Source organism: Mycolicibacterium hippocampi (genome assembly GCF_010723735.1).
Taxonomy (GTDB): Bacteria; Actinomycetota; Actinomycetes; order Mycobacteriales; family Mycobacteriaceae; genus Mycobacterium; species Mycobacterium hippocampi.
Window position 1 is genome coordinate 4,440,399 of sequence record NZ_BLLB01000002.1, and the last position, 25,244, is coordinate 4,465,642.

Below are 25,244 nucleotides of genomic sequence, written 5' to 3' on the forward strand. Positions count from 1 at the left end.
CGAGGTCCCCGGGTCGTTCACCGGGACAGCGGGCACGTTTGACCAGCCCGCCGCCCGGCAATCTGCGCGTGCGGAAACGCCGACTGCCGGCCGCAGCCGGAAACCTACTCGCGAGGTGTTGTGATGCCATCAGACGAGGCTTCCTCAGGCGGCACGCTGGACGCGTTGGCCCGTGACGTCGACCAACTCCGTCGTGAACTCGACGGCGCGCAGCAGCAGTGGTCACCGTGGATCGGTCGAGTTGCGCCGCAGCGCCGCTCGAGCGCGGTGAACATGGCCCATTACTGGGCGATCCGTCAGCACGATCTACGTGACCTGCAGACGCGTCTGGCAGAAGTGGGACTGTCGTCGCTGGGCCGCTCCGAGCCTCACGTACAGCGCACCCTCGACCTCGTCGCCGGGGCGTTGTGCGCCCTGCGAGGCCGCCGGCAACCGGCATTCGCCGACAACGCGATCGGAGTGAGGGAGGGCTACGACATCCTGCAGCAGCGCACAGAAGAACTGCTGGGACCGCGCCCGGGCAGGCGGTCAGTGCGGATCATGGTCACCTTGCCGACCGAAGCGGCCAAGGACGAACGACTGGTCAGCGAGATGGTGGCGCACGGTATGGACGTCGCGCGGATCAATTGCGCACATGATGGACCCGACGATTGGCGTGCCATGGCGGCCAACGTACGTTCCGCAGCCAGAGAACACGGCCGAGCCTGCCGGGTTGCAATGGATCTCGCGGGTCCCAAGCTGCGCACCGGTGCACTGCAGCCCGAGGACGCACACCTGATGCTGGGTGCCGGCGACCTCCTGAGGCTGACTCGCGATGCCGAACCGGCAACCGCCGACAGTCACCGGATCGGATGCAGCCTGCCGCAGGTGTTCGATCATGCCGAGCCAGGTCATCGCATCTATTTTGATGACGGCAAGTTGGGCGGAGTGGTGGTGTCGGTCGACTCCGAGGGCCTGGACGTGCGTATCGACCATCCGGCGCGCGACAAGGCAAAACTCAAACCGGGCAAAGGTGTCAACGTTCCGGACACCGACCTGCACATATCGGCGATCACCGACAAAGATCTCGATGACCTGTCCACCGTCGTCGACATCGCCGACGTCGTCGAAGTGTCCTTCGTCCGCGACCCCGAAGACGTGCAGCGACTGCTCGACGAGCTCGATCGACGCAATGCCTCCGAACTGGGCGTCGTGGCCAAGATCGAAACCAAACCGGCGTTCGAGAAACTGCCGCAGATCCTGATGACACTGATGCAGCGCTCACGCGCCGGGGTGATGATCGCTCGAGGCGACCTCGCAGTCGAGGTCGGCTACGAGCGGATGGCCGAGCTGCAGGAGGAGATGCTGTGGCTTTGTGAATCAGCGCATCTGCCGGTGCTGTGGGCGACCCAGGTGCTGGAGACGCTCGCCAAGAAGGGGCAACCGACCCGCGCCGAGGTGTCAGACGCCGCGATGGGGGTGCGTGCAGAATGCGTGATGCTCAACAAGGGTCCCTACATCACCGACGCGGTCAGCACGCTGGACAGCATTCTGTGCCGGATGGAAAAACATCGCTACAAGAAGAACCCACTGCTGCGCACGCTCACCTCGTGGCGACCGGACGCGGCCGAGTTCATCGGCACCTGACCGCCAAAGCTGTCACGACACCTGCGAAACATCCTGCGGGGTCAGCAGTTCGACGATGCGTGCGGTCACCGCAGCCGCTGTGGGGTGCTCCCACAACAGGGTCGGCGGTAGCGCCAGACCGGTGCGCTTCTCGAGCGAGCGGCGCAACGCGACGGTCATGATGGAGTCGACTCCGGTCTCGACCAGCGGAACCCGTGCGTCTACGTCGCCCGCGGACAGGCCGAGTTCATGGGCCACCGCCTCGACGACCTGCTGGGCCACCCACTCGTCGACGTCGCCGTCACCCGGCCCCACCACCACCCCATCGGCGTCTGCGTCCAGCTGCCCCGTGGGCGCGACATCGGCCAGGATCGGCACCGTGGCCGCGCCTGGGAGCACCGGCAGCACGACAACATTGGGGTCTCCGGTGCGCATCGCCGAATCCAGCGCCCGCATGGCGTCGTCGGCTCCGATCATGCCCATGCCCAGTGCTTCGAGTTGGGCCGCCACGAAACCCGATGTGGAACCCATCCCGAGGCCCCGCCACGCCGTCCACGCCACGGCGACCGTCCGGTCGCCACGACTGCGGCGGTGCCGCGCGGCCGCGTCGAGGAAGGCGTTGGCGCACGCATACGCGCCCTGACCCGGGAATCCCGCCAGATACCCGCAGGACGAGTACAGCACCATCCAGTCGAGCCGACCGGGCGGGAACAACTCGTGCAGGGCCAGGGTCCCTGCGACCTTGGGGCTCATCGCGGCCCGGACTTCTTCGGGTGTCGTATTGATCAGCAGGGCACCGGCTTCCACGCCCGCAGCATGTACGACACCGCGAACCGAGGGCAGCTCCCGCAACACCGCACGCAGCCGCTCGACGGCGCCGTCGGCCGCGATGTCGATCGCTGCGACGTGCACCGACACCCCGCGTTCTTCGAGCGCCGACACGGCGCGAACCAGTTCGGACCGACTCCCGGACCACTGGTCACGGTGCGGCATGCCCGAGCGGGACAGCAGCACGAGGCGGCGCGCGCCGAGGTCGGCGAGGCGATGTGCGATGCGCAGGCCCAGGGCACCGGTGCCACCGGTGATCAGATACGTCCCTCCCGGGCTGCACGTCATCGGGGTGTCCGCCCCCGGGTGTGCGTGGGCGAGCCGCGCCGTCAGGGCCACGCCGTCGCGCACCACCACGACACCGTGACCATGCAGTGAGGCCAGCGCACCGAGGGGCAGAGCGCCGTCGGAGACGTCGAGCACCCCGCCCCACAGCTGCGGATGCTCCGCCGCGGCAACCCTGGCCAAGCCCCACAACGGGGCGTGCACCAGGTTGTCACCCTCGTGCACATGGCGGGTCAACACCCAGAGCCGGGCAGCAGAACCGTTGTGGTGCAGTTGCTTCAGCGTCCGCAGCACCATCTCCGCGGCTGCCTCGGGCGTGTGATCGGCGGGCGGCAGCACCAGCACCACCGTGCCTGCCGGCTGATCGCCGGGCAGCTCACCGGGCTCGGCGTACCGTCGGCTCGGGATCTGCGCGGCGGCCAGATCGTGTTTCAGCGAAGCGATTTCGTCGTCGACTCCGCCGACCAGGACGACCCCGGCCGGGCGGTCCTCGGGTCGGTACGGCGTCGAGTGCCACGCCAGCTGGTGCAGCATCCGCGACGGGTCGCCACCGCCCGAGTTCTCCAGCTCTTCGAACGTCATCGCGGTGATCACCGCCAGCACCGCGCCGGACTCGTCGGCGATCGACACGTCGGTGGTGGTTCCCTCCCGAAGGCGCACGTGCAGCCGCGCCACCGCCGGTGGCTCCCCGCCGATGTGCACCCGCGCGATCCGCGCAGGCATCCGCAGCCGCGGCGGTCCGTCGAACACCGTCGACGCCGCCGACGTGGCGGCGTCCAGCAGACCCGCCCAGGTGGTCGGCTTCGAACCGTCCGCTTCTGCTGATACCCGCGCGCTGAGTTCCCGTTCGCCGCGCCATAATTCGAGCACCTGCCAGCCGAACCCCATCGCGGCCACCCCGACGCCGGCGAGGGTGTCCACCACATTGCTGGCCGGCAGTTGCTCTGCACACCCGGCAGCGCTGTCGAGCGCTTCGACGGCCAGTTCGTCGGGCGCCACGATGGCACTGCTGTGGGTGAGCCAGGTGTTGTCGGAATCATCCGCGCTCAGGCGTGACGACAGCCGCAACGAGCGGTCCTGCAGGACCACCTGGATGTCGCGCTCCCGCGCGGGCGCAACCGGCGTGCGCAACCGCACGTCGGTCACATCGCCACCCGCCGCTGTCAGGAAAGTGTTGAGCAGCACCGCCGCCGGGACGATCTCGGTGTCCTGGACCGGGTGATCCCCGGGATACGGCCGGTTCGCCATGTCCAGCCGCGTCTGCCAGACCTGCGCCGGCACCGCACCCGCCACCTCCACCGCGCCGCCGAGCAGGGTGTGTGACGCGACATCGTGCAGGGCACGAACGCCGGGCGGCGGCGTCGGGGTGCGCCAGAACCGGCGGTGCTGCCATTGCGTGCCGGGAAGGTCCGCGGCCCACGCAGCCGCCGTGGTGAGTCCGTGGGCAACCGGCGCCCCGTGGCAGTACAACGCCCCGATCGCGGCGCCGACCGCCCGTCGCTCGGGCTGATCGCGGCGCAGCACCGGCACCACCGCGTGCTCGGTGACCTTGCCGTGCAGCAGCGTCTCGACGATTGAGTGCGACACCACCGGATGAGCCGACACCTCCAGGAACAGCCGGTGCCCGTCCTCGGCCGCGGCCTGCACCGCTTCGGCGAAGCGCACCCGGCCCCGCAGGTTGGCCACCCAGTAGCCCGGGCCCCGCGGCGCGGTCGACCGCGGGTCGGTGAGCGCGGTCGTGTACAGCGGCACCCGGGCGACGCCGGGCACCGGTAGGCCACCGACGAGCCGGGCGAGCTCCGCGGTCAACAGATCCATTGCGGGGCTGTGGAATGCCACGTCGGTGTTGACCCGGCGCACCATCGTGCCCTCGTCGGTCCACGCCTCGACCACCTCGTCGACCGCCGCCACCGTGCCCGACACCACCGTGGACTCTGGGGATGCGCTGATGGCCGCCACCACGTCTTTGCGGTCCCGCAGCCGGTGTTCGGCGTCGGCGAACGGCAGCCGCACCAGCGCCATCGCGCCCTCTCCCATCACCGACCTGAATCCCCGCGCCCGGAAGCACGCCACCGCCGCGCCGTGGACGAGGTCGAACACGCCGGCCACCACACACGCGGCAACCTCGCCGACCGAATGGCCGATCACCGCCGCCGGTGCCACGCCGCGGGCACGCAGCACCGCCGCCAGCCCGACCTGCATCGCGAACGTCAGCGCCTGCACCTGGTCGGTGCCGCCCAACTGCTCGGCGGTCAGCGCCTCCCGCGCGGAGAAGCCGAGCTCGCGGCGGAACACCACGTCCACCTCGTCGATGGTGGCCGCGAACACGGGTTCGGTCGCGAGCAGCTCGCGGCCCATGCCCGCCCAGTGCGATCCGTGGCCCGAGAACACCCACACCGCACCGTTTTCCGCGCCGGGCACCACCGAACCGGTCACCACGCGGGGATCACGGGCCTGCAGCGCCATCGCGTCCAGCGCGTCGATGACGGTGTGCGAGGCGTTGGCGTCGGTGAGACCGTCGGTCACCACCGCGCCGCGGACCGGCTCATGCGAGCGGCGCGTCCACATCGTCGCGGCGACGTGGTCGACGGAGATCTCCGCGGTCCGCAGATGCTCGGCCAGCGCCGACGCGTGCTGGGTGAGTCGGGACTCCGAGCGCGCCGACAACGGGATGACGACCGCCTGCCCCGGCATCTCCTGTGGCTGGGCAGCGGCGGGGGCCTCCTCGATCAGCACGTGGGCGATGGTGCCGCCGTAGCCGTAACTGCAGACCGCGGCCCGGCGCGGTTCGGCGCCGCGCGGCCAGGCTTCCACTTCGGTGGGCACCCGCAACCCGCTGGCGGCCCAGTCGACCGCGGACGTCAACGTGTCCACCCCCGCCGTCGGCGGCAGCAGTTCGTGGTGCAGCGCCAGCGTCGCCTTGATCAGTCCGACGACGCCCGCACCGCCTTCGAGGTGACCGGTGTTCGGCTTCACCGAGCCGACCGCACACGGGTCTACGGTGCGACCCGCTCCGTAGACGGCCGCCAGGGCGCCGACCTCCACCGGATCGCCGGTGGGTGTGCCGGTGCCGTGAGCCTCGATGTAGCCGACGCCGGCCGGATCGACACCGGAGGACCGGCACGCCAGGCGGAACAGATCCTGCTGCGCCTGGCCGTTGGGCGACATGATCCCGACGGTGCGGCCGTCCTGTGCCACCGCACCACCGCGGACCACCGCGAGCACCCGGTCGCCGTCACGCTGGGCGTCGTCGAGCCGCTTGAGCACGACGACGCCGGCGCCCTCACCGCGGCCGTAACCGTCGGCCGACTCGTCGAACGTCTTGCACCGGCCGTCGGGCGCGGTCGCCCCCGCGACGTCGAGCACCCTGGTCAACCCCGGACCGATCAGGGCGCTGACGCCGCCGGCGAGCACCAGCGATGTCTCGCCGTCGCGTAGCAGTTGACATCCCTGGTGCACGGCGACCAGCGACGCCGCGCAGGCGGCGTCCAGCGCGACGCTCGGGCCGCGCAGGTCCAGCAGATGCGAGACCCGGTTGGCCACCCCGCACAGCGAGGTGCCGATCCCGGTCCACGCCTCGATGCCGGCGAGGTCCTCCATGATGAGCTTGCCGTAGTCGTCGGAGTTGACACCCATCAACACCGCGGTGTCGCTGCCGGCCAGCGACCGCGGCGGAATTCCCGCGTGCTCCAGCGCCTCCCAGGACACCTCCAGCGCCAGGCGTTGCTGCGGGTCCATCAGCTCGGCCTCGCGCGGGGACACCCCGAAGAACTCGGCATCGAAACCCGGCAGGTCGTCGAGGAAGGTGCCCCACGGCGTGGTGCCGCGCAGCACCGCCGCGTTGCGCGGATCGCGGTGCAGATAGGGCTCCCACCTCTCGGCAGGCACCCGGCGCACGGCGCTGCCCCCGGCCAGCAGGAACGACCAGAATTGTTCTGCAGTGGTCACGGCACCCGCCAGCCGGCAGCCGATACCGACGATGGCGATCGGCGCGCGGGCGGTCAGTTCCACGGTGGGGTCGCCGCGGCGACAACCGGCCCGGCCGCGGCGACAACCGGGCCAATGGTGTGGTTAGCCTCTCCTAAGCCCAGCTTCGGCATGCCGGACATCCTGGCACACCGTCCGCCCGGACAGGGAGGTACGTGGCCCGGCGCTCACCCGGGCGGCGGCTGGGCGCCGGCGTCCCCGGGATCGATCTCGACCGCATAGGACGTGATGGCGCGGATCTTCTCGCCCTCGAACTCGTAGATCGCGCAGCTCGCCACCGCGGTGACGCCGTCGGGCCGGACGTACCGGACGACGGTGTCCACGGCGACGACGTCGGTGCCGGCGGCAGTCACACTTCGGTCGAACTCCATCGACGTGCCCTCGAGACTGTCGAGGGTTTCCTGGCAGGTGCGCCGGACCGCGTCGGCGCCCTCGAGGACCATGTAGCCGACGATCGTCCACTTAACATCCGGGGCGAGGTGGCTCAGCGCGTCCTGGAACCTGTGCTCGGAGAACGCGCGGCCGACGGCGCCGGGATCGAATGCCATGCAGGGACCGTAGCGCCCCGGAACCGGGACACGGTAAGAGTAGAGGCATGAAGCTGTCTGGGATCGGCCTGTGGAGTTCGCAACTGCGCTACGGAAATCCGGCGGAGGCGGCCGACGCGGCCACCGAACTCGATGAACTGGGTTTCACCGCGCTGTGGATTCCCGACGTCGGCGGTCCGGTCCTGGACTCGGTCGACAACCTGCTCTCGGCCACTGAGAAGACGGTGATCGCGACGGGCATCCTCAACCTCTGGATGCACGACCCGGCGGAGGTCGCCGCGCGCTACGCCACGCTGACCGACACCCACGGTGAGCGGTTCCTGCTGGGCATCGGGGTCAGCCACGCCCCGCTGATCGATTCGAAGGAGCCGGGCCTGTACCGCAAGCCCCTGGCCGCGACGAGGAAGTTCCTCGACGGGATCGACAGCTCGCCGCAACCGGTGCCGCCCGCCAACCGCGTGCTGGCCGCGCTCGGCCCGAAGATGCTCGAGCTGTCGGCGACCCGCGCCGGCGGTGCGCATCCCTATCTGAGCACCCCAGACCACACCCGCACCGCACGCGAGGTCCTCGGCGAGGGCCCGATGCTGTTGCCCGAGCAGACCGTCATGCTCACCGACGACAAAGAACAGGCGCGCGCCGTCGGAACCGAGTGGCTGCGTTCGTATCTGGCGCTGCCGAACTACGCCAACAACCTGCTGCGCTCAGGCTTCAGCGAGGACGACGTGGCCTCGGTCAGCGACCGGCTGTTCGACTCCCTCATCGCCTGGGGTGACGAAGACGCGGTCGCGGCCCGGATCGCCGAGCACCGTGACGCGGGCGCCGACCACGTCTGCATCCAGGTGCTCACCGCCGATCCGACGGAGTTCCCGCGCGAGCAGTGGCGCCGGCTGGCGGCCGCGCTGCTGTAGCCCCGTCACGCCAGCAGGTCACGCGAGCAGGTCGCGCACCACCGCGTCGGCCAGCAGCCTGCCGCGGTCGGTGAGCACCAGCCGCTCGCCCGCGGCGCGCAGCAGCCCGTCGGCGACCGCCCGCGCGGCGTGGTCGACTTCGGCCGCGGACAGCCCCGAAACCGGCAGCCCCGAGCGCAGCCGCACCCGCAGCATCACGTCCTCGACGTGGGAGGTGTCGGTGTCGAGCTGCTCGAAGTCCGCGACCGGCAGCGCACCGGCGGTGAGCGCTTCGGCATAGGCGTTGGGATGCTTGACATTCCACCACCGGGTGGAGTCGACGTAGCCGTGCGCGCCGGGCCCGGCGCCCCACCATTCGCCGCCCTCCCAGTAGCCGAGGTTGTGCCGGCACTCGGCTCCCGGGCGTGCCCAGTTCGACACCTCGTACCAATCGAGGCCCGCATCGGTGAGGCGACGGTCCAGCAGTTCGTAGCGCCGGGCGAGCACGTCGTCGTCGGGTGCGGGCATCTCACCGCGGCGCACCCGCCGGGCCAGCGCGGTGCCGTCCTCGACGATCAGCGCGTAGGCCGAGATGTGGTCGACGCCGGCAGCCAGGGCCGCGTCGGCCGACCGCAGCAGATCGTCGTCGGTCTCCCCCGGCGTTCCGTAGATCAGGTCGATGTTGACGTGGTCGAAGCCGGCCGCGGTGGCTTCGCGCGCCGCGTCGAGCGCGCGACCCGGCGAATGCACCCGGTTCAGCGCGGCGAGCACGTGCGGCGCCGTCGACTGCATGCCCAGCGACACCCGGGTGAACCCGGAGGCGCGCAGTTCGGCGAAAAGCGCGGGCGACGTCGATTCCGGGTTGGCCTCGGTGGTGACCTCGGCGCCGGAGGCCAGCGGTAGGTGCTCGCGGACCGCGTCGAGGACGGCGGTCAGCCCCGCCGCCCCCAGCAACGACGGGGTGCCACCCCCGACGAAGACCGTCTGCACCGGTGGCGGCGCGCCGAGGTGAGCCGCGGCCAGCCGCAATTCGTCGCGCAGCGCCGCCAGCCAGCCTTCCGGCGTCCCGCCCCCCAGCTCGGCGGGGGTGTAGGTGTTGAAGTCGCAGTAACCGCAGCGTGTCGCACAGAACGGCACGTGCACATAGACGCCGAAAGGACGCGACGGCCGGCCCCGGCGCGCGGTCAGCGCCGGCAGCACGGTCCGGGTCGGCATGGTCCGGGTCGGCGGCGTCACCGGACCAGTCTCCCAGAGCCGCGTCCCGTCGCTGTCCGCGCAAATTTCGCCCGGTTAGGGCCGGTGCCGGCATCCGTGGCACAATTGGTTCCGTGACTGCAGCCCACAGCCTCTCCCGCAGGGTCTCGCTGGTGGCGCGCCTTCATGTCGACTTCAAGCGCGTTTGTTCTTCTTGCTGTCTGCCTTGACCTCGTAGAATCTGCCCACCTGAACTTCAGCTGGCCGCCGGATCTGCGCCGCCGGACAGCCACCGGTGAGAACGCGCGATCCGTCACGCCGGCTCCGACGAGGAGCACGACCCGATGACCACCGCACCGAACACATCCGCCAAGCCCGCCAAGCCCGTCAAGCGGCCCCGCGGCGAAGGCCAGTGGGCGCTCGGCTACCGCGAGCCGCTCAACCCCAACGAACAGTCCAAGAAGGACGACAACCCGCTCAACGTGCGGGCCCGCATCGAGGACATCTACTCGAAGAACGGCTTCGAGAGCATCGACAAGGGCGATCTGCGCGGCCGGTTCCGCTGGTGGGGGCTCTACACCCAGCGCAAACCGGGCTACGACGGCACCTGGACCGGTGACGAGAACACCGACATGCTCGAGGACGAGTTCTTCATGCTGCGAGTCCGCAGCGACGGCGGCGCGCTGACCACTGCTGCGCTGCGCACCCTCGGCGGCATCTCCACCGAGTTCGCGCGCGACACGGCCGACATCTCCGACCGGCAGAACATCCAGTACCACTGGATCCGGGTCGAGGACATGCCGGAGATCTGGCGTCGCCTGGACGAGGCGGGTCTGCAGACCACCGAGGCGTGCGGTGACTGCCCCCGCGTGGTGCTGGGATCGCCGCTGGCCGGTGAGTCGCTCGACGAGGTGATCGACGGCACACCGGCCGTCGACGAGATCGTCAAGCGCTACATCGGCAAGAAGGAGTACTCCAACCTGCCGCGCAAGTTCAAGACCGCGATCTCAGGCCAGCAGGATGTGGTGCACGAGGTCAACGACGTCGCGTTCATCGGTGTCGAGCATCCCGAGCACGGGCCCGGGTTCGACCTGTGGGTGGGCGGGGGCCTGTCCACCAACCCGATGCTGGGGCAGCGGGTCGGTGCGTGGGTTCCGCTCGACGAGGTGCCCGATGTGTGGGAGGGCGTGGTCAGCGTGTTCCGTGACTACGGCTACCGCCGCCTGCGGTCCAAGGCCCGGCTCAAGTTCCTGATCAAGGACTGGGGTGTAGAACGATTCCGCGAAGTTCTCGAAAAGGAATACTTGCACCGCCCATTGCTGGACGGTCCCGCTCCCGACCCGGTGTCCCGGCCCATCGACCATGTGGGTGTGCAGAAGCTGCGCAACGGGCTCAACGCCGTGGGGGTGGCCCCGATCGCCGGTCGGGTGTCCGGCACCATCCTGTCCCAGGTCGCCGACCTCGCCGAGGCCGCGGGCAGCAACCGGGTCCGGTTCACGCCGTACCAGAAGCTGATCGTGCTCGATGTGCCCGACCAGAAGCTGGACGAGTTGCGCGCCGGCCTGGACGCGCTGGGGCTGCCGTCCACACCGTCGCACTGGCGCCGCAACCTGATGGCCTGCACGGGCATCGAGTTCTGCAAGCTGAGCTTCGCCGAGACCCGCAAGCGCTCGCAGACGCTGGTTCCGGAGTTGGAGAAGCGGCTGGAGGACATCAACTCCCAGCTCGACGTGCCGATCACCATCAACATCAACGGCTGCCCGAACTCCTGCGCGCGCATCCAGGTCGCCGACATCGGCTTCAAAGGCCAGATGGTGGACGACGGCGACGGCCCGATCGAAGGCTTCCAGGTCCATCTGGGCGGCAGCCTGGGTCTGGACAGCGGTTTCGGCCGCAAGTTGCGCCAGCACAAGATCCTCTCCAGCGAGCTCGGTGACTACATCGACAGAGTTGTTCGCAACTTCGTGAAACAACGCGAGCATGGTGAGCGTTTCGCTACGTGGGCACTACGAGCAGACGAGGCGGACCTTCGATGAGCGCTTGCGCGAAGAGCGTCGGTCGCGATGAGCGCTTGCGCGAAGAGCGGAGTATGAGGTGACGGATTTGATTGCGGACACGGATCTGCAGGCGCTGGCCGAGCGCGGCGCGGCCGAACTCGGTGAGGACGCCAGCGCCGAGGACCTGCTGCGCTGGACCGACGAGCACTTTGCAGGCAACTACATCGTGGCGTCCAACATGCAGGACGCGGTGCTGGTCGATCTGGCCGCCAAGGTCCACCCCGGGGTGGACGTGCTGTTCCTCGACACCGGCTACCACTTCGTGGAGACGATCGGCACCCGAGACGCGGTCGAGGCGGTCTACGACGTCAACGTCGTCAACGTGCGCCCCGAGCTCAGCGTCGCCGAACAGGATTCGGTGCACGGCAAGGACCTGTTCGCCCGGGAGGCGGCGGCGTGCTGCCGGATGCGCAAGGTCGAGCCGCTGGGCATGGCGCTGAAGAACTACTCCGCGTGGGTGACCGGCATCCGTCGGGTGGAGGCACCGACCCGTGCCAACGCCCCGTTGATCAGCTGGGACAAGGCTTTCGGTCTGGTGAAGATCAACCCGCTGGCGGCGTGGAGCGACGAGGACATGCAGAACTACATCGACGGCAACGGCATCCTGGTCAATCCCCTTGTCTTCGAGGGCTATCCGTCGATCGGTTGCGAACCGTGCACGGCCAAGCCGCTCGAGGGCGCGGATCCGCGCAGCGGCCGCTGGGCCGGCCAGACCAAGACCGAATGCGGGCTGCACGCGTCGTGACACTCGTGCTCACTGCGCACGGCAGCGCCGACCCGCGGTCGGCGGCCACCGTGCACGCGGTCGCCGACTGCATTCGGCGGTTGCGGCCGAGCCTGGACGCACGGGTTGCGTTCTGTGAGCAGAACTCGCCGAATCTGCGCGATGTGCTCGCCACCGTGACGCACGGCGGTGCGGTGGTCGTCCCGTTGCTCCTTGCCGACGCCTACCATGCCCGGGTCGACATCCCGGCGATGATCGCCGATTCCGGCGCCGATGCCCGCATTGCCGGGGTGCTCGGTGAGGACGACCGGTTGATCCACGTGTTGCGCCAGCGACTCGAGCACGCCGGGGTGTCGCGGCTCGATCCCGGCGTCGGAGTGCTGGTGACCGCGGTCGGCTCGTCACATCCGCAGGCCAACGAACGCACCGCCGTGGTGGCGCGGGAACTGACGCTCACCACCCGCTGGTCGGCCACCACGGCGTTCGCGACCGGCCCGCACCCCACGCCGGCCGAAGCCGCCGAGGAGCTGCGTGCGCGGGGAGCGACCCGGCTGGTCGTCGCGCCCTGGTTTCTGGCCCACGGCCGCATCACCGACCGGGTGGCGAAGTTCGCCCGGTCACAAGGTATCCCGATGTCGGCCCCGCTGGGTGCACATCGCCAGGTGGCCGAGACGGTGCTGGACCGCTTCGACGCCGCGCTCGCCATCCGGATGGCTGCTTAGTCACCGAGTGCACCATCGCTATCCCGGTACACTGGCGCTGACCCCTCACCGAGCAAGGACCGATGCAACCTCATAAACCCATGGCGGTCCCGTGCTGACCGCCGTCATCGGAATTCTTGTCGGTTTCCTGGTCGTCCTGGCGATCACCGTGCTCACCGGCTACTTCGTCGCCCAGGAATTCGCCTACATGGCGGTGGACAGGTCCCGGTTGAAGGCCCGCGCCGAGGCAGGTGACACCCAGTCCGCGCGGGCACTGACCGTCACCCGCCGTACTTCGTTCATGCTGTCCGGGGCGCAACTCGGCATCACGGTCACCGGGCTGTTGGTCGGCTACGTGGCCGAACCGCTGATCGGGCAGGGCCTGCAGGTGGTGCTGGGTGATGTCGGAATCCCGACTGCCGTGGCTGTGGTGGCCGGCGGTGTGGCGGCTATTGCGGTGTCGACGGTGGTGCAGATGCTCTTCGGGGAGTTGTTCCCCAAGAACCTCGCCATCGCACGTCCCGAACCGCTGGCGCGTTGGCTGGCGCTGTCGACCACCCTCTACCTGAAACTCTTCGGCTGGCTGATCTGGTTGTTCGATCAGTCCTCGAACCTTCTGCTGCGGGTTCTGCGGATCGAACCGGTGCACGACGTCGAGCACTCCGCGACACCGCGCGACCTCGAGCACATCGTCGCCGCCTCCCGCGACGCGGGCGACATTCCGCGGGAACTATCGGCGCTCCTCGATCGGATCCTGGACTTCCCCACCAGCACCGCCGAGCACGCCATGATTCCACGTTCCCGGGTCGACGTGCTGACCGCCGACGAGACGGTGGCGGCCGTGCTGGAGCGCATGGCCGTCGGCCACACCCGCTACCCGGTCACCGGGCCGGATCGTGACGACGTGGTCGGCATCATCCACCTGCACGATCTGCTGGGACCGATACCCGCGACGGACACCGCCGCGACCCGCTGCCGCCCTGCGGTGGTCGTTCCGGAGACGCTACCGCTGCCCAATGTGGTGAAGCTGCTGGCGGAGGCGGACGAGGAGATGGCCGTCGTCATCGACGAGTACGGCGGATTCGCCGGCGTTGTCACCCTCGAGGACCTGGCCGAGGAACTGGTCGGCGAGATCGACGACGAGCACGATGCCGAGCACGGCGCCGATGTGGTGCCCGACGGTGAGGGTTGGCTCCTGTCCGGCGATCTACCGCTGGACGAGGCCGAACGCACGCTCGACCTGACCCTGCCGCCGGGCGATTACGAGACGGTCGCCGGCATGTTGATCGCCCATGCCGTCGGCCTGCCTGCAGACGGTGACACCGTGGAGATCGAACTGCCTTCCGACGCAGCCGATCTGCTCGAGGACGGGCCCGCGCCCACGCGTCGGTTGATCGCGCAGGTCCGCTCGATCGAGCGCCGGGTCCCGGCTTCGGTGTTCGTCACCGTCGAGGTCGAACAGGGGGCCGACGATGAGTAGCGGCTGGACCATCGCATTGATCACCACCGTGCTCATCGGTTCGAGCGCGTTTTTCGTCGCGGTCGAGTTCGCGTTGATCGCGGCGCGACGCAGCCGTCTGGAGGACGCCGCGGCCACCAGTGCCTCCGCACGGGCCGCACTGCGAAGCGCGAGTGAACTGTCGTTGCTGCTGGCCGGTGCACAGCTCGGCATCACTGCGTGCACGCTGCTGCTCGGGGCGATCACCAAACCCGCAGTGCACTATGCGATCACACCGCAGCTGAGCAGCCTCGGCGCACCGCTGTGGGTCGCCGACGTCGGCGGCTTCGTGCTCGCCCTGATCATCGTCACGTTCCTGCACCTGGTGATCGGCGAGATGGCGCCGAAGTCGTGGGCGATCGCGCATCCCGAGCGTTCGGCGACGATGCTGGCGTTGCCGATGCGCGGGTTCATGTTCGTCACCCGCCCCTTGCTGCGCGCGCTCAACCACGCCGCCAACTGGTGCCTGCGCCGGGTAGGGGTGACGCCGGTGGATGAACTGGCCGGAAGCCAGGATCCCGACACGCTGCGCAAGCTCGTGGAGCATTCGGCCACGGTCGGCACGTTGGACGAGCGGTATCACGCCAACTTGACCGGCGCGCTGGAACTCGAGGCACTCACCGTCGGACAACTGGCAAATCGCGCCGCCGAATACAGCTCGGTCGGCGTTGGTGCGACACCGTCCGAGATCCGGGAGACCTCCGAGAGGACCGGCCACCTGCGGTTGCTGGTCCGAGACGGGCAGGCCGACGTGGGGGTCGTGCACGTGCGAGACAGCCTGTCGTCGTCCGGCACCGCGCGCGACCTGATGCGCCCGGTGCTGACCCTGCCCGAGGACACCCCGGTGTACGAGGCGCTGCGGCTGATGCGGGAGACGCGCAATCACCTGATCGTGGTCGACGGCCCGTCGGGACGCGGGCTGTTGACGCTGACCGACCTGTTGCACCGGCTGTTACCGACGCAGGCCGCCTGACTCGTGGTCATCCAGTCGCCTGCTTGTAGATCTTGGTGATGACTCCGTAGTCCTTGTCGAACAGTTCGGGATCGGCCTGCCCCCAACCGCCCAGATCGTCGATCGTCCACAGTTTCTCAGGGGCCGGGAACTTGTCGGCGAACTCGGCCAGCACGGCCGGGTCGACGGGACGGAAGTTGGCTTCGGCCCACAACGTCTGCGCTTCCGGGGTGAACTGGAAGTTCACGAAATCTGTTGCCTTGTCCCGGTGCCGGCTGGTGGTGACCACCGCCAGCGGGTTCTCGATCTTGAAGGTCTGCGGTGGGTTCACGTACTCGAGATCGAAGTTCAGCGCCTCGTTCTCGTACGCCAGCAGCACGTCGCCGCTGCCCTGTTCGAACACGTCGGTGGCCTCGCGACCCGACGCCGGGCGCAGCTTGACGTGCTCGGTCACCAGTTCGTCGACGTACGCGATGCCCGCCTCGGGGTTTCGGCCGCCGTCGCTGGCCCAGGCGTAGGGGGCCAGCAGATTCCACTTGGCCGCGCCGGAACTCAGCGGACTCGGGGTGATGACCTCGACGCCCGGTGCCAGCAGGTCGTCCCAGTCCCGGATGTTCTTGGGGTTGCCGGGCCGCACGGCGAAGCTGACCACCGAACCGAACGGAATGCCCCGGGTGACGCCTGCGTCCCAGTCCTCGCTGACCTTCCCGGCCTCGACCAGTCGGGTGATGTCGGGTTCGACCGAGAAGTTCACCAGGTCGGCGGGCTTGCCGGTTTCGACGGCGCGCGACTGGTCGCTGGAGGAGGCATAGGACACCGTGACCGCCACACCCGCACCCTCCTCGGTGTCCGCGAAGGCGGGAGCCACCTTGGCCCACCCGGGCTCCGGCACCGCGAACGCGGCCATCGTGAGGGTGGTCTCCGCGTCGGACGGGCCGGCGTCGGACGGGCCGGCGTCGGACGGGCCGGCGTCGGACGGGCCGGCGTCGTCGCCGACCACGTCGCTGGGTCCACCACCGCAGGCCATGACAAGCGTCACCGACAGGGCCAGTACGGCCCCCGTGCGCCACCGGGACGCGGCCCCCCTCACCGGGTGAGCAGCCACATGACGATGACGAGGACGATGAGCGCGACCAGCGCCAGCGTCACGCGTGACCGCGGCATGCCGCTCATGAGTCTGCTCCTTCGCTGTCTGCGTCGCCGTGTCGGCGGAGCCGCCGGCGCACCCGGATCCCGTTGCCCAGCACGCCGTCGAGTAGCACCGCGATGCCGTACGCCAGCGTGAGCACAACCGGCATCACCACCACCGTCTGCACGACGAACGGCAGACCGGTGAGCCACAGCTCCACACTGTCCCACCAACTGAGGAAGCCGTTCACCCGGTCAGACTATGCGTCCTGCCGATCACCGGACACACCCGGTGTTCTGAGTAGACGACGGGGTGCCCGGCAGTCGATGATGGGCCAATGGCTTTGCAGCAAACCGAGGCTTCCGATGGATCTGCCGGCGACGGACACTCGACCTTCACCGTCGTGCCCCAGCCGATGTCCTATACCGGGACGCTGTTGCGCAACCCGTTCCCGCCGATCGCCGACTACGCCTTTCTGTCGGACTGCGAGAACACGTGCCTGATCTCGTCGGCCGGTTCGGTGGAGTGGCTGTGTGTGCCGCGGCCCGACTCGCCGAGCGTGTTCGGGGCGATCCTGGACCGGGGCGCGGGGCATTTCCGGCTGGGTCCCTACGGGGTCTCGGTGCCCGCGGCCAGGCGCTATCTGCCGGGCAGCCTGATCCTGGAGACCACCTGGCAGACCCACACCGGGTGGCTGATCGTGCGCGATGCGCTGGTGATGGGCCCGTGGCACGACCTCGAGACGCGGTCCCGCACCCATCGCCGCACCCCGATGGACTGGGACGCCGAGCACATCCTGCTGCGCACCGTGAAGTGTGTGAGCGGCACCGTGGAACTGGTGATGAACTGCGAGCCGTCCTTCGACTACCACCGTGTCAGCGCCGGCTGGGAGTACTCCGCCCAGGCGTACGGCGAGGCGATTGCACGCGCGAGCAAGAACCCCGACTCGCACCCGACGCTGCGGTTGACCACGAACCTGCGCATCGGCCTCGAAGGCCGCGAAGCGCGGGCACGGACCCGGCTCAGCGAGGGCGACAACGTGTTCGTCGCGCTGAGCTGGTCCGGGCACCCGGCTCCTCAGACCTTCGAGGAAGCCGCCGACAAGATGTGGAAGACCAGCGAGTCCTGGCGCCAGTGGATCAACGTCGGCGACTTCCCCGACCATCCGTGGCGGTCCTACCTGCAGCGCAGCGCGCTGACATTGAAGGGCCTGACCTACTCGCCTACCGGCGCGCTGCTGGCGGCGCCGACCACGTCGCTACCGGAAACCCCGCAGGGGGAACGCAACTGGGACTACCGCTACGCATGGGTGCGCGACTCGACCTTCGCGCTGTGGGGCCTCTACACCCTGGGGCTGGACCGCGAGGCCGACGACTTCTTCGCGTTCATCGCCGACGTCTCCGGCGCCAACAACGGCCAACGCCACCCCCTTCAGGTGATGTACGGCGTGGGCGGCGAACGCAGCCTCATCGAAGAGGAACTCAACCACCTCTCGGGCTATGACAACGCCCGCCCGGTCCGGATCGGCAACGGCGCCTACAACCAGATGCAACACGACATCTGGGGCACCATGCTGGACTCGGTGTACCTGCACACGAAGTCCCGCGAGCAGATCCCGGAGACGCTGTGGCCGGTGCTCAAGGAACAGGTCGAGGAGGCCATCAAGCACTGGCGTGAACCCGACCGCGGGATCTGGGAGGTGCGCGGCGAGCCCCAGCACTTCACCTCGAGCAAGATCATGTGCTGGGTCGCGCTCGACCGCGGCGCCAAGCTGGCCGAGCTGGAGGGCGAGAAGTCCTACGCCCAGCAGTGGCGGGTGGTCGCCGAGGAGATCAAGGCCGACATCCTCGAACACGGCGTCGACGGCCGCGGCGTGCTCACCCAGCGCTACGGCGACGACGCGCTGGACGCCTCGCTGCTGCTGGCAGTCCTCACCCGCTTCCTTCCGCCCGACGACCCGCGCATCCGCGCCACCGTGCTGGCCATCGCCGACGAACTCACCGAAGAAGGCCTGGTGCTGCGCTACCGGGTCGAGGAGACCGACGACGGTCTGGCCGGCGAGGAGGGCACCTTCACGATCTGCTCGTTCTGGCTGGTGTCGGCGTTGGTCGAGATCGGCGAGTTCAACCGGGCCAAGCATCTGTGTGAGCGGCTGCTGTCGTTCGCCAGCCCGCTACATCTGTATGCCGAGGAGATCGAGCCCCGCACCGGGCGGCATCTGGGCAACTTCCCGCAGGCGTTCACCCACCTGGCCCTGATCAACGCCGTGGTGCACGTCATCCGCGCCGAAGAGGAGGCCGATACCTCCGGCAACTTCCAGCCGGCCAACGCCCCGATCTAGCCGGCGCAGCGGTCAGAACATCGCCCGCAGACCCACCAGTCCGACGGCGCCGAGGATGGCGGCTGAGGGCAGCGTGATCACCCAAGCCAGTGCGATCGGTCTCATCAGCCCCCAGTTCGTCGAGCGGTTGACCATCCCGATGCCCAGCACGGCACCGATCAGGATGTGGGTGCTGGACACCGGCAGACCCATGATGGTGGCGCCCATGACCACCGATGCCGCGGCGAGCTCGGCTGAGAACCCCGACGCGGGGTGCATCTGGGTGAGATTGGTCCCCACCGTCGCGATCACCCGACGCCCGATGAACCACAAACCTGCGACAAGCGCGACGCCGAACGCGAGCATCGCCGCCGGCGGCACTGCGGCCTCACTCTCGACTGATCCGGTTCGGAACACATCCAAAATCGCAGCGAACGGCCCGATCGCATTGGCGATGTCGTTGCTGCCGTGGCTGAACGCGAAGCCGGAAGCGGTGAACACCTGCATCCAGCTGAACATCAGGAACGTCGATCGAGGCAGCGATTCGCCCTTCAGGGTTTTGGCGAAGATGAAGGTCGCCATCCACACCGCCGCACCGATCATGCCGATGATGAAGTAGTTGTTCATCGTGGTCAGGCCCAGATGCATGTTCTTGAGCCCCTTGAACAGCAGCATCGCGCAGATCATCATCGCGCCGAAGGCAGCCAGCAGCGGCACCCAGGTCTGCATGGCCTTGTACGCGTCGATCGACTTGGTCTGCTCGTCGATCTCACGCAGTTCCCGGTAGTAATCGGACTCCATCTCGTCCGGATCCAAGTCCTCGCGGTTGGCGGCGACGGCGTCGCGGGCCAGCGCTCCGGTATAGGCGATCTGCTGGATCTCACTGAGCCGCTCGAACGCCTCCTTGTGCCTGTTGCGGTGCGCGATGCGTTCCTTGCGGACCTCTTGCAACCGCTCGTCCGCCCGGTCGTTGTAGGTCAGGATGTGCCGCTTGATGGTGCCGTAGAGCAGGTACGCGACGGCCCCCCCGAGCAGGGGCGACAACACCCAGGAGATCGCGATCTGGCCGATCTGACCCCACTGCACCATGTCCCAGGCGGAGTTCCCCTGTCCGGACACAAAGCCGAGCATCAGTGCGGCGCCGACGATGCCGCCGATGATCGAATGCGTGGTGGACACCGGGTAGCCCATGCGGGTCGCGAACAGCAGCCAGGTGGCTGCTGCGAACAACGCAGCCATCATGATGAACACGAAGTCCATGGGCGACACCTGCACGATCGACAGATCGACGATGCCACTGCGGATGGTGTCGGTGACCTCGCCTCCGGCGATCACCGCGCCGCTGACCTCGAAAACAGCGGCAACCAGCAGGGCTTGCTTCATGGTCAGCGTGCCGGCGCCGACACTGGTGCCGAAGGAGTTCGCGACGTCATTGCCGCCGATGTTGAATGCCATGAAAAGTCCCAGCACCGTAGCGACGATCAGAATCACCTTGCTGGAGGCGGCGTCCACATAGCCCAAGGACCACCAGGTGAAGGCACCGAACGCCACGGCGAGCATCAGCCCGAACGTGAGGTGCCAGTTTCTATCTTCGCCGAGAAATCGGCCGTCCGCGGGCGTGGCTGGGGCAGAGGTCGTTGGTGCGCTCACCCGGGGAAAAATATGCAGATCAGGAAATCAGCCGGAACCCGGACGGTGAACGGCCGCGGAACAACCCGCTACTTCCGGGGCACGTCGTCGATCATCGCGGTCGCGATCTCGGCGGCTTCGTCAGCGCTGCGCCGCGATCTTGTCGAGAATGAGCTCGGCGACGCCGACGGCCGGCTGGACACCACCCGCCGCACGCGGGTCGGTCAGCTCCACATCGACGATGCAGTCTCCCACCACCCCGAGAGCCCGCGAGGTCGCCGGCGAACCAGGACCTGCCGATGTGTGCAGCACGCTCGCCGAGACCACCCGCTCGTCGAACACGACGCCGGAAACCCTGCTCAGCTCGTCGGTGCCCGACCCGGCTTGCTGCAACGCCACGGTCTGACCGTTGCAGCGCCGCCACTGGTCGGTGATCGTGGCGAAGAACTGCGCTGCGTCGGCGGCGCCGGCCATCTGCACCACGCCGAAGAAACCCGACACCGGCGGACCGTCGAAGCCGCCGCCGGCCCAGGAGCCGGTGGCCACGGCCTGCACGGGGCCGGCGTCGTACACGATCTTCTGGAGTCGGTATGCGGTGCTGACGCAGTGCACCGGCGTCGCCTGCACCGCGTCGACGCTGCGCAGCAGCATGTCCGCGTCACCCTCGACGAGCTGTCCCATCAAGCCGTCGGGCCCGGTCCCCAGCGTCGCGGACAGTTCCTGTGCGTTCGGCAGGAACTGCCCGAGCGGAATCGAGGGCTGCGCGGCCTCGACGATTCGCACCACCGGCCGCTGGTCGACCGGCGCGCCCGCACAGCCGGCGATGGCCAGGCACGCGGCCGACAGGACGGCAACAGTCGTCGCGCGCGGTGTGGGCATCACACATCGATAGCAGGTCGGGCACCGACGCGCGACCGCTTCGGCACTACTTCTTGCTCGCCTTGTCCGCGGGCGCATCGCTGGACAGTGCCGCGACGAACGCTTCCTGCGGTACCTCGACCCGGCCGATGGTCTTCATCCGCTTCTTGCCTTCCTTCTGCTTCTCCAGCAGCTTTCGCTTGCGCGTGATGTCACCGCCGTAGCACTTGGACAGGACGTCCTTGCGGATGGCCCGAATGTTCTCGCGGGCAATGATCTTCGACCCGATCGCAGCCTGCACCGGCACCTCGAACTGCTGACGGGGAATGAGCTCTTTGAGCTTGGTGGTCATCTTGTTGCCGTAGGCGGCCGCCGAATCCTTGTGGACGATGGCGCTGAACGCATCGACGGCCTCACCCTGGAGCAGGATGTCGACCTTGACCAGCTGGGCTTCCTGTTCGCCGGCCTCCTCGTAGTCGAGGCTGGCGTACCCGCGGGTGCGCGACTTCAACGAGTCGAAGAAGTCGAAGATGATCTCCCCCAGCGGCATCGTGTAGCGCAGCTCGACCCGCTCCGGCGACAGGTAGTCCATGCCGCCCAACTCGCCGCGCCGCGACTGGCACAGCTCCATGATCGAGCCGATGAACTCGCTGGGCGCGATGATCGTCGTCTTCACCACCGGCTCGAAGACGCTGCGCACCTTGCCTTCCGGCCAGTCCGACGGGTTGGTCACCATCAGCTCTGTTTCATCGTCTTTGATCACCCGGTAGACGACGTTCGGCGACGTCGAGATCAGGTCGAGGTCGAACTCGCGTTCCAGGCGCTCCCGGGTGATCTCCATGTGCAGCAGTCCGAGGAACCCGCACCGGAAACCGAACCCGAGCGCCACCGATGTCTCCGGCTCCCACATCAGCGCGGCGTCGTTGAGCTGGAGGCGCTCCAGCGCGTCGCGCAGGTTCGGGTAGTCCGAACCGTCGACCGGGTAGAGGCCGGAGTAGACCATCGGTTTGGGTTCGCGGTATCCGGTCAGCGCCTCGGTCGCGCCGTGGCGTGCGGTCGTGACGGTGTCACCGACCTTGGACTGCCGCACGTCTTTCACGCCGGTGATCAGGTAGCCGACCTCGCCGACGCCGAGACCTTCGGTGGCCTTGGGTTCCGGGGAGACGATGCCGACTTCGAGGAGTTCGTGGGTGGTCCCGGTGGACATCATCTTGATCTTCTCGCGCGGGCTGAGCTTGCCGTCGACCAACCGGACGTAGGTGACGACTCCGCGGTAGATGTCGTAGACGGAGTCGAAGATCATCGCCCGCGCCGGCGCATCGGCGTCACCGACCGGCGGCGGGATCAGCCGGACCACCTCGTCGAGCAACTCGGTGACCCCGACCCCGGTCTTTCCGGAGACCCGCAGCACGTCGGACGGTTCGCAGCCGATGATGTGGGCGATCTCGGCGGCGTAGCGGTCCGGGTCGGCGGCGGGCAGGTCGATCTTGTTGAGCACCGGGATGATCGTCAGGTCGCGGTCCAGCGCCAGGTACAGGTTGGCCAGCGTCTGCGCCTCGATCCCCTGGGCGGCGTCGACCAGCAGCACCGCCCCCTCGCAGGCCTCCAGCGCACGGGACACCTCGTAGGTGAAGTCGACGTGGCCGGGGGTGTCGATCAGATGCAGCACGAACTCTTCGCCGTTCACGGTCCAGGGCAACCGCACGTTCTGCGCCTTGATGGTGATGCCGCGCTCCCGCTCGATGTCCATCCGATCCAGGTACTGGGCGCGCATGTCCCGGTCCGCGACGACACCGGTGATACCGAGCATCCGGTCGGCGAGCGTCGACTTGCCGTGATCGATATGGGCGATGATGCAGAAGTTCCGAATCTGCGCCGGCGCAGTGAAGGTCTTGTCGGCGAAGCTACTGATGGGAATCTCCTGGTTGACCGGTTTTGTCTGCTTGGGCAGGCCAGACAAGAGTATCGAGCGCAGGCCTTCCCGACACAATCGAGCTTGCCCACATGCGCCTATGCTCGGTCGGTATGGCGTCACCGTCATCGGGTTGGAGAACTTTTCAACGGTTCGTGCGCACGAACACCGAGAACCTCGTCTTCAACGAGGCCCCGAAACTCGTCCGCCAACTGCAGAGATCCGAGACCCTCCAGCGCGGCATCCAGCAGGGCATCCGGATCGGGCTCGAGACCCTGGCCGGCTCGCCCGACGCCCAGGCACCGGAGCTTCCTGCCGGCCGGCCGGTGTCCCGCAACCTCGTCCCGACCGCCCACCGCGCGCGCAGGGTCGTCTACTCACCGGACCTCGACGGCCGGGCCGACCCGGGTGAGGTCGTGTGGACCTGGGTGGTCTACGAGGACGACCCGACCCGGGGCAAGGACCGTCCGGTGCTGGTCGTGGGCCGGGACCGGCACATCCTGCTCGGTCTGATGCTGTCCAGCCAGGACCGCCACCACGACGATCCGAGCTGGGTCGGCATCGGCAGCGGCAGCTGGGACCACGAGGGACGCCCCAGCTGGGTGCGCCTGGACCGGGTGCTCGACGTCCCGGAGGAGGGCATCAGGCGCGAGGGCGCGATCCTCGACCGTGAGGTGTTCGACATCGTCGCAGCCCGGCTGCGCGCCGATTACTCGTGGAGCTGAACCTCACCCGCCCAGCACTGGCCATGCCAATCCCGCGGCCACGCCCAGAGCCAGGCTCAGCCCGGCGGCCACCACGGCAGCACCGGCCGACCACCGGTGCGCCGTGAACACGTCATCGCCGGGTTCCGCCTCGGGGCGCTGGACCGCCGGGATGATCCAGCGCAGGTAATAGAACAGGCTGAGCAGGGTGTTGACGAACACGGCCACGACGAGCCAGGCGGCGTCCCCCTGCCACGCGGCGGCGGTGGTGGTGACCTTGCCGATGAACACCGCTGTCGGCGGGGTTCCGACCAGTCCGAGCAGCGCGACGATCAGGGCCACGGCGATCCACGGCCGCGACCGGATCAGCCCGCGGTAGCCCTGCAGGTCACGCAGCCGGGGCAGGGCGGTCGACACCGCGAACGCCGCGCTGTTGGTCAGCGTGTAGGCGGCCAGGTAGAACAGCAGCGCGGGTTGCGCCAGTTCGGCGCCGCCGGCGACCGCGACCGGCACCAGCAGGTAACCCACCTGGCTGACGGTCGACCAGCCCAGCAGCCGCCGCGGGTCGGTCTGCCAGAACGCGGCCAGATTGCCCAGAGTCATGCTCGCCACCGCCAGCACCGCGATCAGCAACGCCCAATCGATGGAGTCGGGCAACGTCTGCACCAGCCGGAAGATCGCCACCACCGCGCCGACCTTCGGCACCGTGGTGAGGAACAGCGCTGCGGTGCCGGTGGTGGCTTGTGCGGCGTCGGGCACCCAGAAGTGGGCGGGCACCCCGCCGGCCTTGAACAGCAACCCGCCCAGGACCCCGACCGTCCCGGCGGCCACGACGGCGGCGGGCGCTCCGGCCAGTTCGGTGGCCATCTCGGGGTACCAGGTGCTGCCGGTCACGCCGTAGAGCAGCGTGACCCCGAGCAGCAGCAGGATGCCGAACAGCGCACCGAGCAGGTAGGTCTTCATCGCGGCCTCCGCGGCCTGCGGCGAGCGGGCCATGCCGATCAGCGCGTACAGCGGGATGCTGGCCAGCAGGTAGCCGGCGGCCAGCACCATCAGGTCGGCCGCGCCGGCCAGCACCAGCACCCCGCTGGTGGCGAACAACAGCAGCGCGTAGGTCTCGCTCTCGCGCGGCGATCCCGCGATCTCGTCACCGGCCACGGCGAGCACCAGCAGTGCGCCGACGGCGACCACGATCCGCGCCACCCCGGTCGGGGTGTCCACGGCGAAGGTGCCGTCGAACGCCACGGCGTCCGGCCCGGTCAGCTGGATCGCGGCCACGGCGGCTGCGGCGGTCAGCGCCGTCGCCGCCAACACCCTGCCCCACCACTGGCGCCGCCGGGCCAGGAACGATCCGCCGAGGAGCACGGCCAGCCCGGCGCTGAAGACCAGGATCTCCGGCAGCATCAGCGACAACTGCATCCCGGTG

General features: G+C 68.7%; 18 protein-coding genes. 9 read left to right on the forward strand and 9 right to left on the reverse strand.

The window, feature by feature from the left end; genetic code table 11:
- Positions 1-123: 123 nt before the first annotated feature.
- Positions 124-1,626 carry a pyruvate kinase gene (locus tag G6N53_RS22350; protein ID WP_163892310.1) on the forward strand — a complete coding sequence of 501 codons (1,503 nt, stop codon included), beginning with the start codon at positions 124-126 and terminating at the stop codon, positions 1,624-1,626.
- A 12-nt stretch (positions 1,627-1,638) separates the two neighbouring features.
- Here G6N53_RS22350 and G6N53_RS22355 read toward each other — a convergent pair whose 3' ends face one another.
- Together G6N53_RS22355 and G6N53_RS22360 are read right to left on the reverse strand one after the other, a co-directional pair.
- Entirely contained in the window at positions 1,639-6,729 is a 5,091-nt protein-coding gene (locus G6N53_RS22355; protein WP_205390438.1) for a type I polyketide synthase, read from the reverse strand.
- Between the two features lie 143 nt (positions 6,730-6,872).
- Positions 6,873-7,253 carry a nuclear transport factor 2 family protein gene (locus G6N53_RS22360; protein ID WP_163892312.1) on the reverse strand — a complete coding sequence of 127 codons (381 nt, stop codon included), beginning with the start codon at positions 7,251-7,253 and terminating at the stop codon, positions 6,873-6,875.
- Positions 7,254-7,300: 47 nt separating this feature from the next.
- On the opposite strand from G6N53_RS22360, the gene G6N53_RS22365 reads away from it, so the two are divergent.
- Positions 7,301-8,161, forward strand: coding sequence for an LLM class F420-dependent oxidoreductase (locus G6N53_RS22365; protein WP_163892315.1), 861 nt, complete (start codon positions 7,301-7,303; stop codon positions 8,159-8,161).
- A gap of 18 nt (positions 8,162-8,179) precedes the next feature.
- Here the strand turns inward: G6N53_RS22365 and hemW are convergent, their stop codons facing one another.
- Positions 8,180-9,355 carry a radical SAM family heme chaperone HemW gene (hemW, locus tag G6N53_RS22370; RefSeq protein ID WP_163896223.1) on the reverse strand — a complete coding sequence of 392 codons (1,176 nt, stop codon included), beginning with the start codon at positions 9,353-9,355 and terminating at the stop codon, positions 8,180-8,182.
- Between the two features lie 323 nt (positions 9,356-9,678).
- On the opposite strand from hemW, the gene G6N53_RS22375 reads away from it, so the two are divergent.
- The 5 genes from G6N53_RS22375 (at position 9,679) to G6N53_RS22395 (ending at position 15,287) form a co-directional block, all read left to right on the forward strand.
- Positions 9,679-11,370, forward strand: coding sequence for a nitrite/sulfite reductase (locus tag G6N53_RS22375; protein WP_163892317.1), 1,692 nt, complete (start codon positions 9,679-9,681; stop codon positions 11,368-11,370).
- A 58-nt stretch (positions 11,371-11,428) separates the two neighbouring features.
- Entirely contained in the window at positions 11,429-12,136 is a 708-nt protein-coding gene (locus G6N53_RS22380; protein ID WP_163892320.1) for a phosphoadenylyl-sulfate reductase, read from the forward strand.
- Positions 12,133-12,837 carry a sirohydrochlorin chelatase gene (locus G6N53_RS22385; protein ID WP_163896226.1) on the forward strand — a complete coding sequence of 235 codons (705 nt, stop codon included), beginning with the start codon at positions 12,133-12,135 and terminating at the stop codon, positions 12,835-12,837. The genes G6N53_RS22380 and G6N53_RS22385 overlap by 4 nt, the downstream gene beginning before the upstream one ends.
- Positions 12,838-12,928: 91 nt before the next feature.
- The gene (locus tag G6N53_RS22390) at positions 12,929-14,296 is read left to right on the forward strand and encodes a hemolysin family protein (protein WP_163892323.1); all 1,368 of its coding nucleotides are present in this window, start codon (positions 12,929-12,931) and stop codon (positions 14,294-14,296) included.
- Positions 14,289-15,287 (forward strand): CNNM domain-containing protein, encoded by a 999-nt coding sequence (locus tag G6N53_RS22395; protein WP_163892326.1) that lies wholly within the window; start codon positions 14,289-14,291, stop codon positions 15,285-15,287. The genes G6N53_RS22390 and G6N53_RS22395 overlap by 8 nt, the downstream gene beginning before the upstream one ends.
- A 7-nt stretch (positions 15,288-15,294) precedes the next feature.
- Here G6N53_RS22395 and G6N53_RS22400 read toward each other — a convergent pair whose 3' ends face one another.
- Both G6N53_RS22400 and G6N53_RS22405 read right to left on the reverse strand, forming a co-directional pair.
- Entirely contained in the window at positions 15,295-16,293 is a 999-nt protein-coding gene (locus G6N53_RS22400; protein ID WP_163896228.1) for an extracellular solute-binding protein, read from the reverse strand.
- A 142-nt stretch (positions 16,294-16,435) separates the two neighbouring features.
- Positions 16,436-16,645 carry a hypothetical protein gene (locus G6N53_RS22405; protein WP_163892329.1) on the reverse strand — a complete coding sequence of 70 codons (210 nt, stop codon included), beginning with the start codon at positions 16,643-16,645 and terminating at the stop codon, positions 16,436-16,438.
- 87 nt (positions 16,646-16,732) lie between these two features.
- Between G6N53_RS22405 and G6N53_RS22410 the strand changes: the two genes are divergently transcribed.
- Positions 16,733-18,736, forward strand: a complete 2,004-nt coding sequence (locus G6N53_RS22410; RefSeq protein ID WP_163892332.1) for a glycoside hydrolase family 15 protein — start codon at positions 16,733-16,735, stop codon at positions 18,734-18,736.
- Between the two features lie 12 nt (positions 18,737-18,748).
- Here the strand turns inward: G6N53_RS22410 and G6N53_RS22415 are convergent, their stop codons facing one another.
- From G6N53_RS22415 to lepA, 3 genes are all read right to left on the reverse strand, one after another.
- Positions 18,749-20,365 (reverse strand): inorganic phosphate transporter, encoded by a 1,617-nt coding sequence (locus G6N53_RS22415; protein ID WP_237166605.1) that lies wholly within the window; start codon positions 20,363-20,365, stop codon positions 18,749-18,751.
- Positions 20,366-20,485: 120 nt separating this feature from the next.
- On the reverse strand, positions 20,486-21,223 hold the full coding sequence (locus G6N53_RS22420; protein ID WP_163892334.1) for a sensor domain-containing protein: 738 nt from the start codon (positions 21,221-21,223) through the stop codon (positions 20,486-20,488).
- A 46-nt stretch (positions 21,224-21,269) separates the two neighbouring features.
- Entirely contained in the window at positions 21,270-23,192 is a 1,923-nt protein-coding gene (lepA, locus tag G6N53_RS22425) for a translation elongation factor 4 (RefSeq protein WP_371870850.1), read from the reverse strand.
- Positions 23,193-23,227: 35 nt separating this feature from the next.
- Between lepA and G6N53_RS22430 the strand changes: the two genes are divergently transcribed.
- On the forward strand, positions 23,228-23,839 hold the full coding sequence (locus G6N53_RS22430; RefSeq protein WP_163892337.1) for a type II toxin-antitoxin system PemK/MazF family toxin: 612 nt from the start codon (positions 23,228-23,230) through the stop codon (positions 23,837-23,839).
- 3 nt (positions 23,840-23,842) lie between these two features.
- On the opposite strand, the gene G6N53_RS22435 is transcribed toward G6N53_RS22430, so the two are convergent.
- Positions 23,843-25,237: an NADH-quinone oxidoreductase subunit N gene (locus tag G6N53_RS22435; protein WP_163896235.1), complete on the reverse strand. Its 1,395-nt coding sequence runs from the start codon at positions 25,235-25,237 to the stop codon at positions 23,843-23,845.
- Between the last annotated feature and the right edge of the window lie 7 nt (positions 25,238-25,244).

What these genes read in the sequence shown, in the direction of transcription:
- G6N53_RS22375 (WP_163892317.1), top strand. Translation starts at nt 9,679, where the DNA reads ATGACCACCGCACCGAACACATCCGCCAAGCCCGCCAAGCCCGTCAAG.
- hemW (WP_163896223.1), bottom strand. Translation starts at nt 9,355, where the DNA reads ATGCCGACCCGGACCGTGCTGCCGGCGCTGACCGCGCGCCGGGGCCGG.
- G6N53_RS22420 (WP_163892334.1), bottom strand. Translation starts at nt 21,223, where the DNA reads ATGCCCACACCGCGCGCGACGACTGTTGCCGTCCTGTCGGCCGCGTGC.
- G6N53_RS22435 (WP_163896235.1), bottom strand. Translation starts at nt 25,237, where the DNA reads ATGCAGTTGTCGCTGATGCTGCCGGAGATCCTGGTCTTCAGCGCCGGG.
- G6N53_RS22410 (WP_163892332.1), top strand. Translation starts at nt 16,733, where the DNA reads ATGGCTTTGCAGCAAACCGAGGCTTCCGATGGATCTGCCGGCGACGGA.
- G6N53_RS22360 (WP_163892312.1), bottom strand. Translation starts at nt 7,253, where the DNA reads ATGGCATTCGATCCCGGCGCCGTCGGCCGCGCGTTCTCCGAGCACAGG.
- G6N53_RS22430 (WP_163892337.1), top strand. Translation starts at nt 23,228, where the DNA reads ATGGCGTCACCGTCATCGGGTTGGAGAACTTTTCAACGGTTCGTGCGC.
- G6N53_RS22365 (WP_163892315.1), top strand. Translation starts at nt 7,301, where the DNA reads ATGAAGCTGTCTGGGATCGGCCTGTGGAGTTCGCAACTGCGCTACGGA.
- G6N53_RS22395 (WP_163892326.1), top strand. Translation starts at nt 14,289, where the DNA reads ATGAGTAGCGGCTGGACCATCGCATTGATCACCACCGTGCTCATCGGT.
- G6N53_RS22400 (WP_163896228.1), bottom strand. Translation starts at nt 16,293, where the DNA reads ATGGCCTGCGGTGGTGGACCCAGCGACGTGGTCGGCGACGACGCCGGC.
- G6N53_RS22350 (WP_163892310.1), top strand. Translation starts at nt 124, where the DNA reads ATGCCATCAGACGAGGCTTCCTCAGGCGGCACGCTGGACGCGTTGGCC.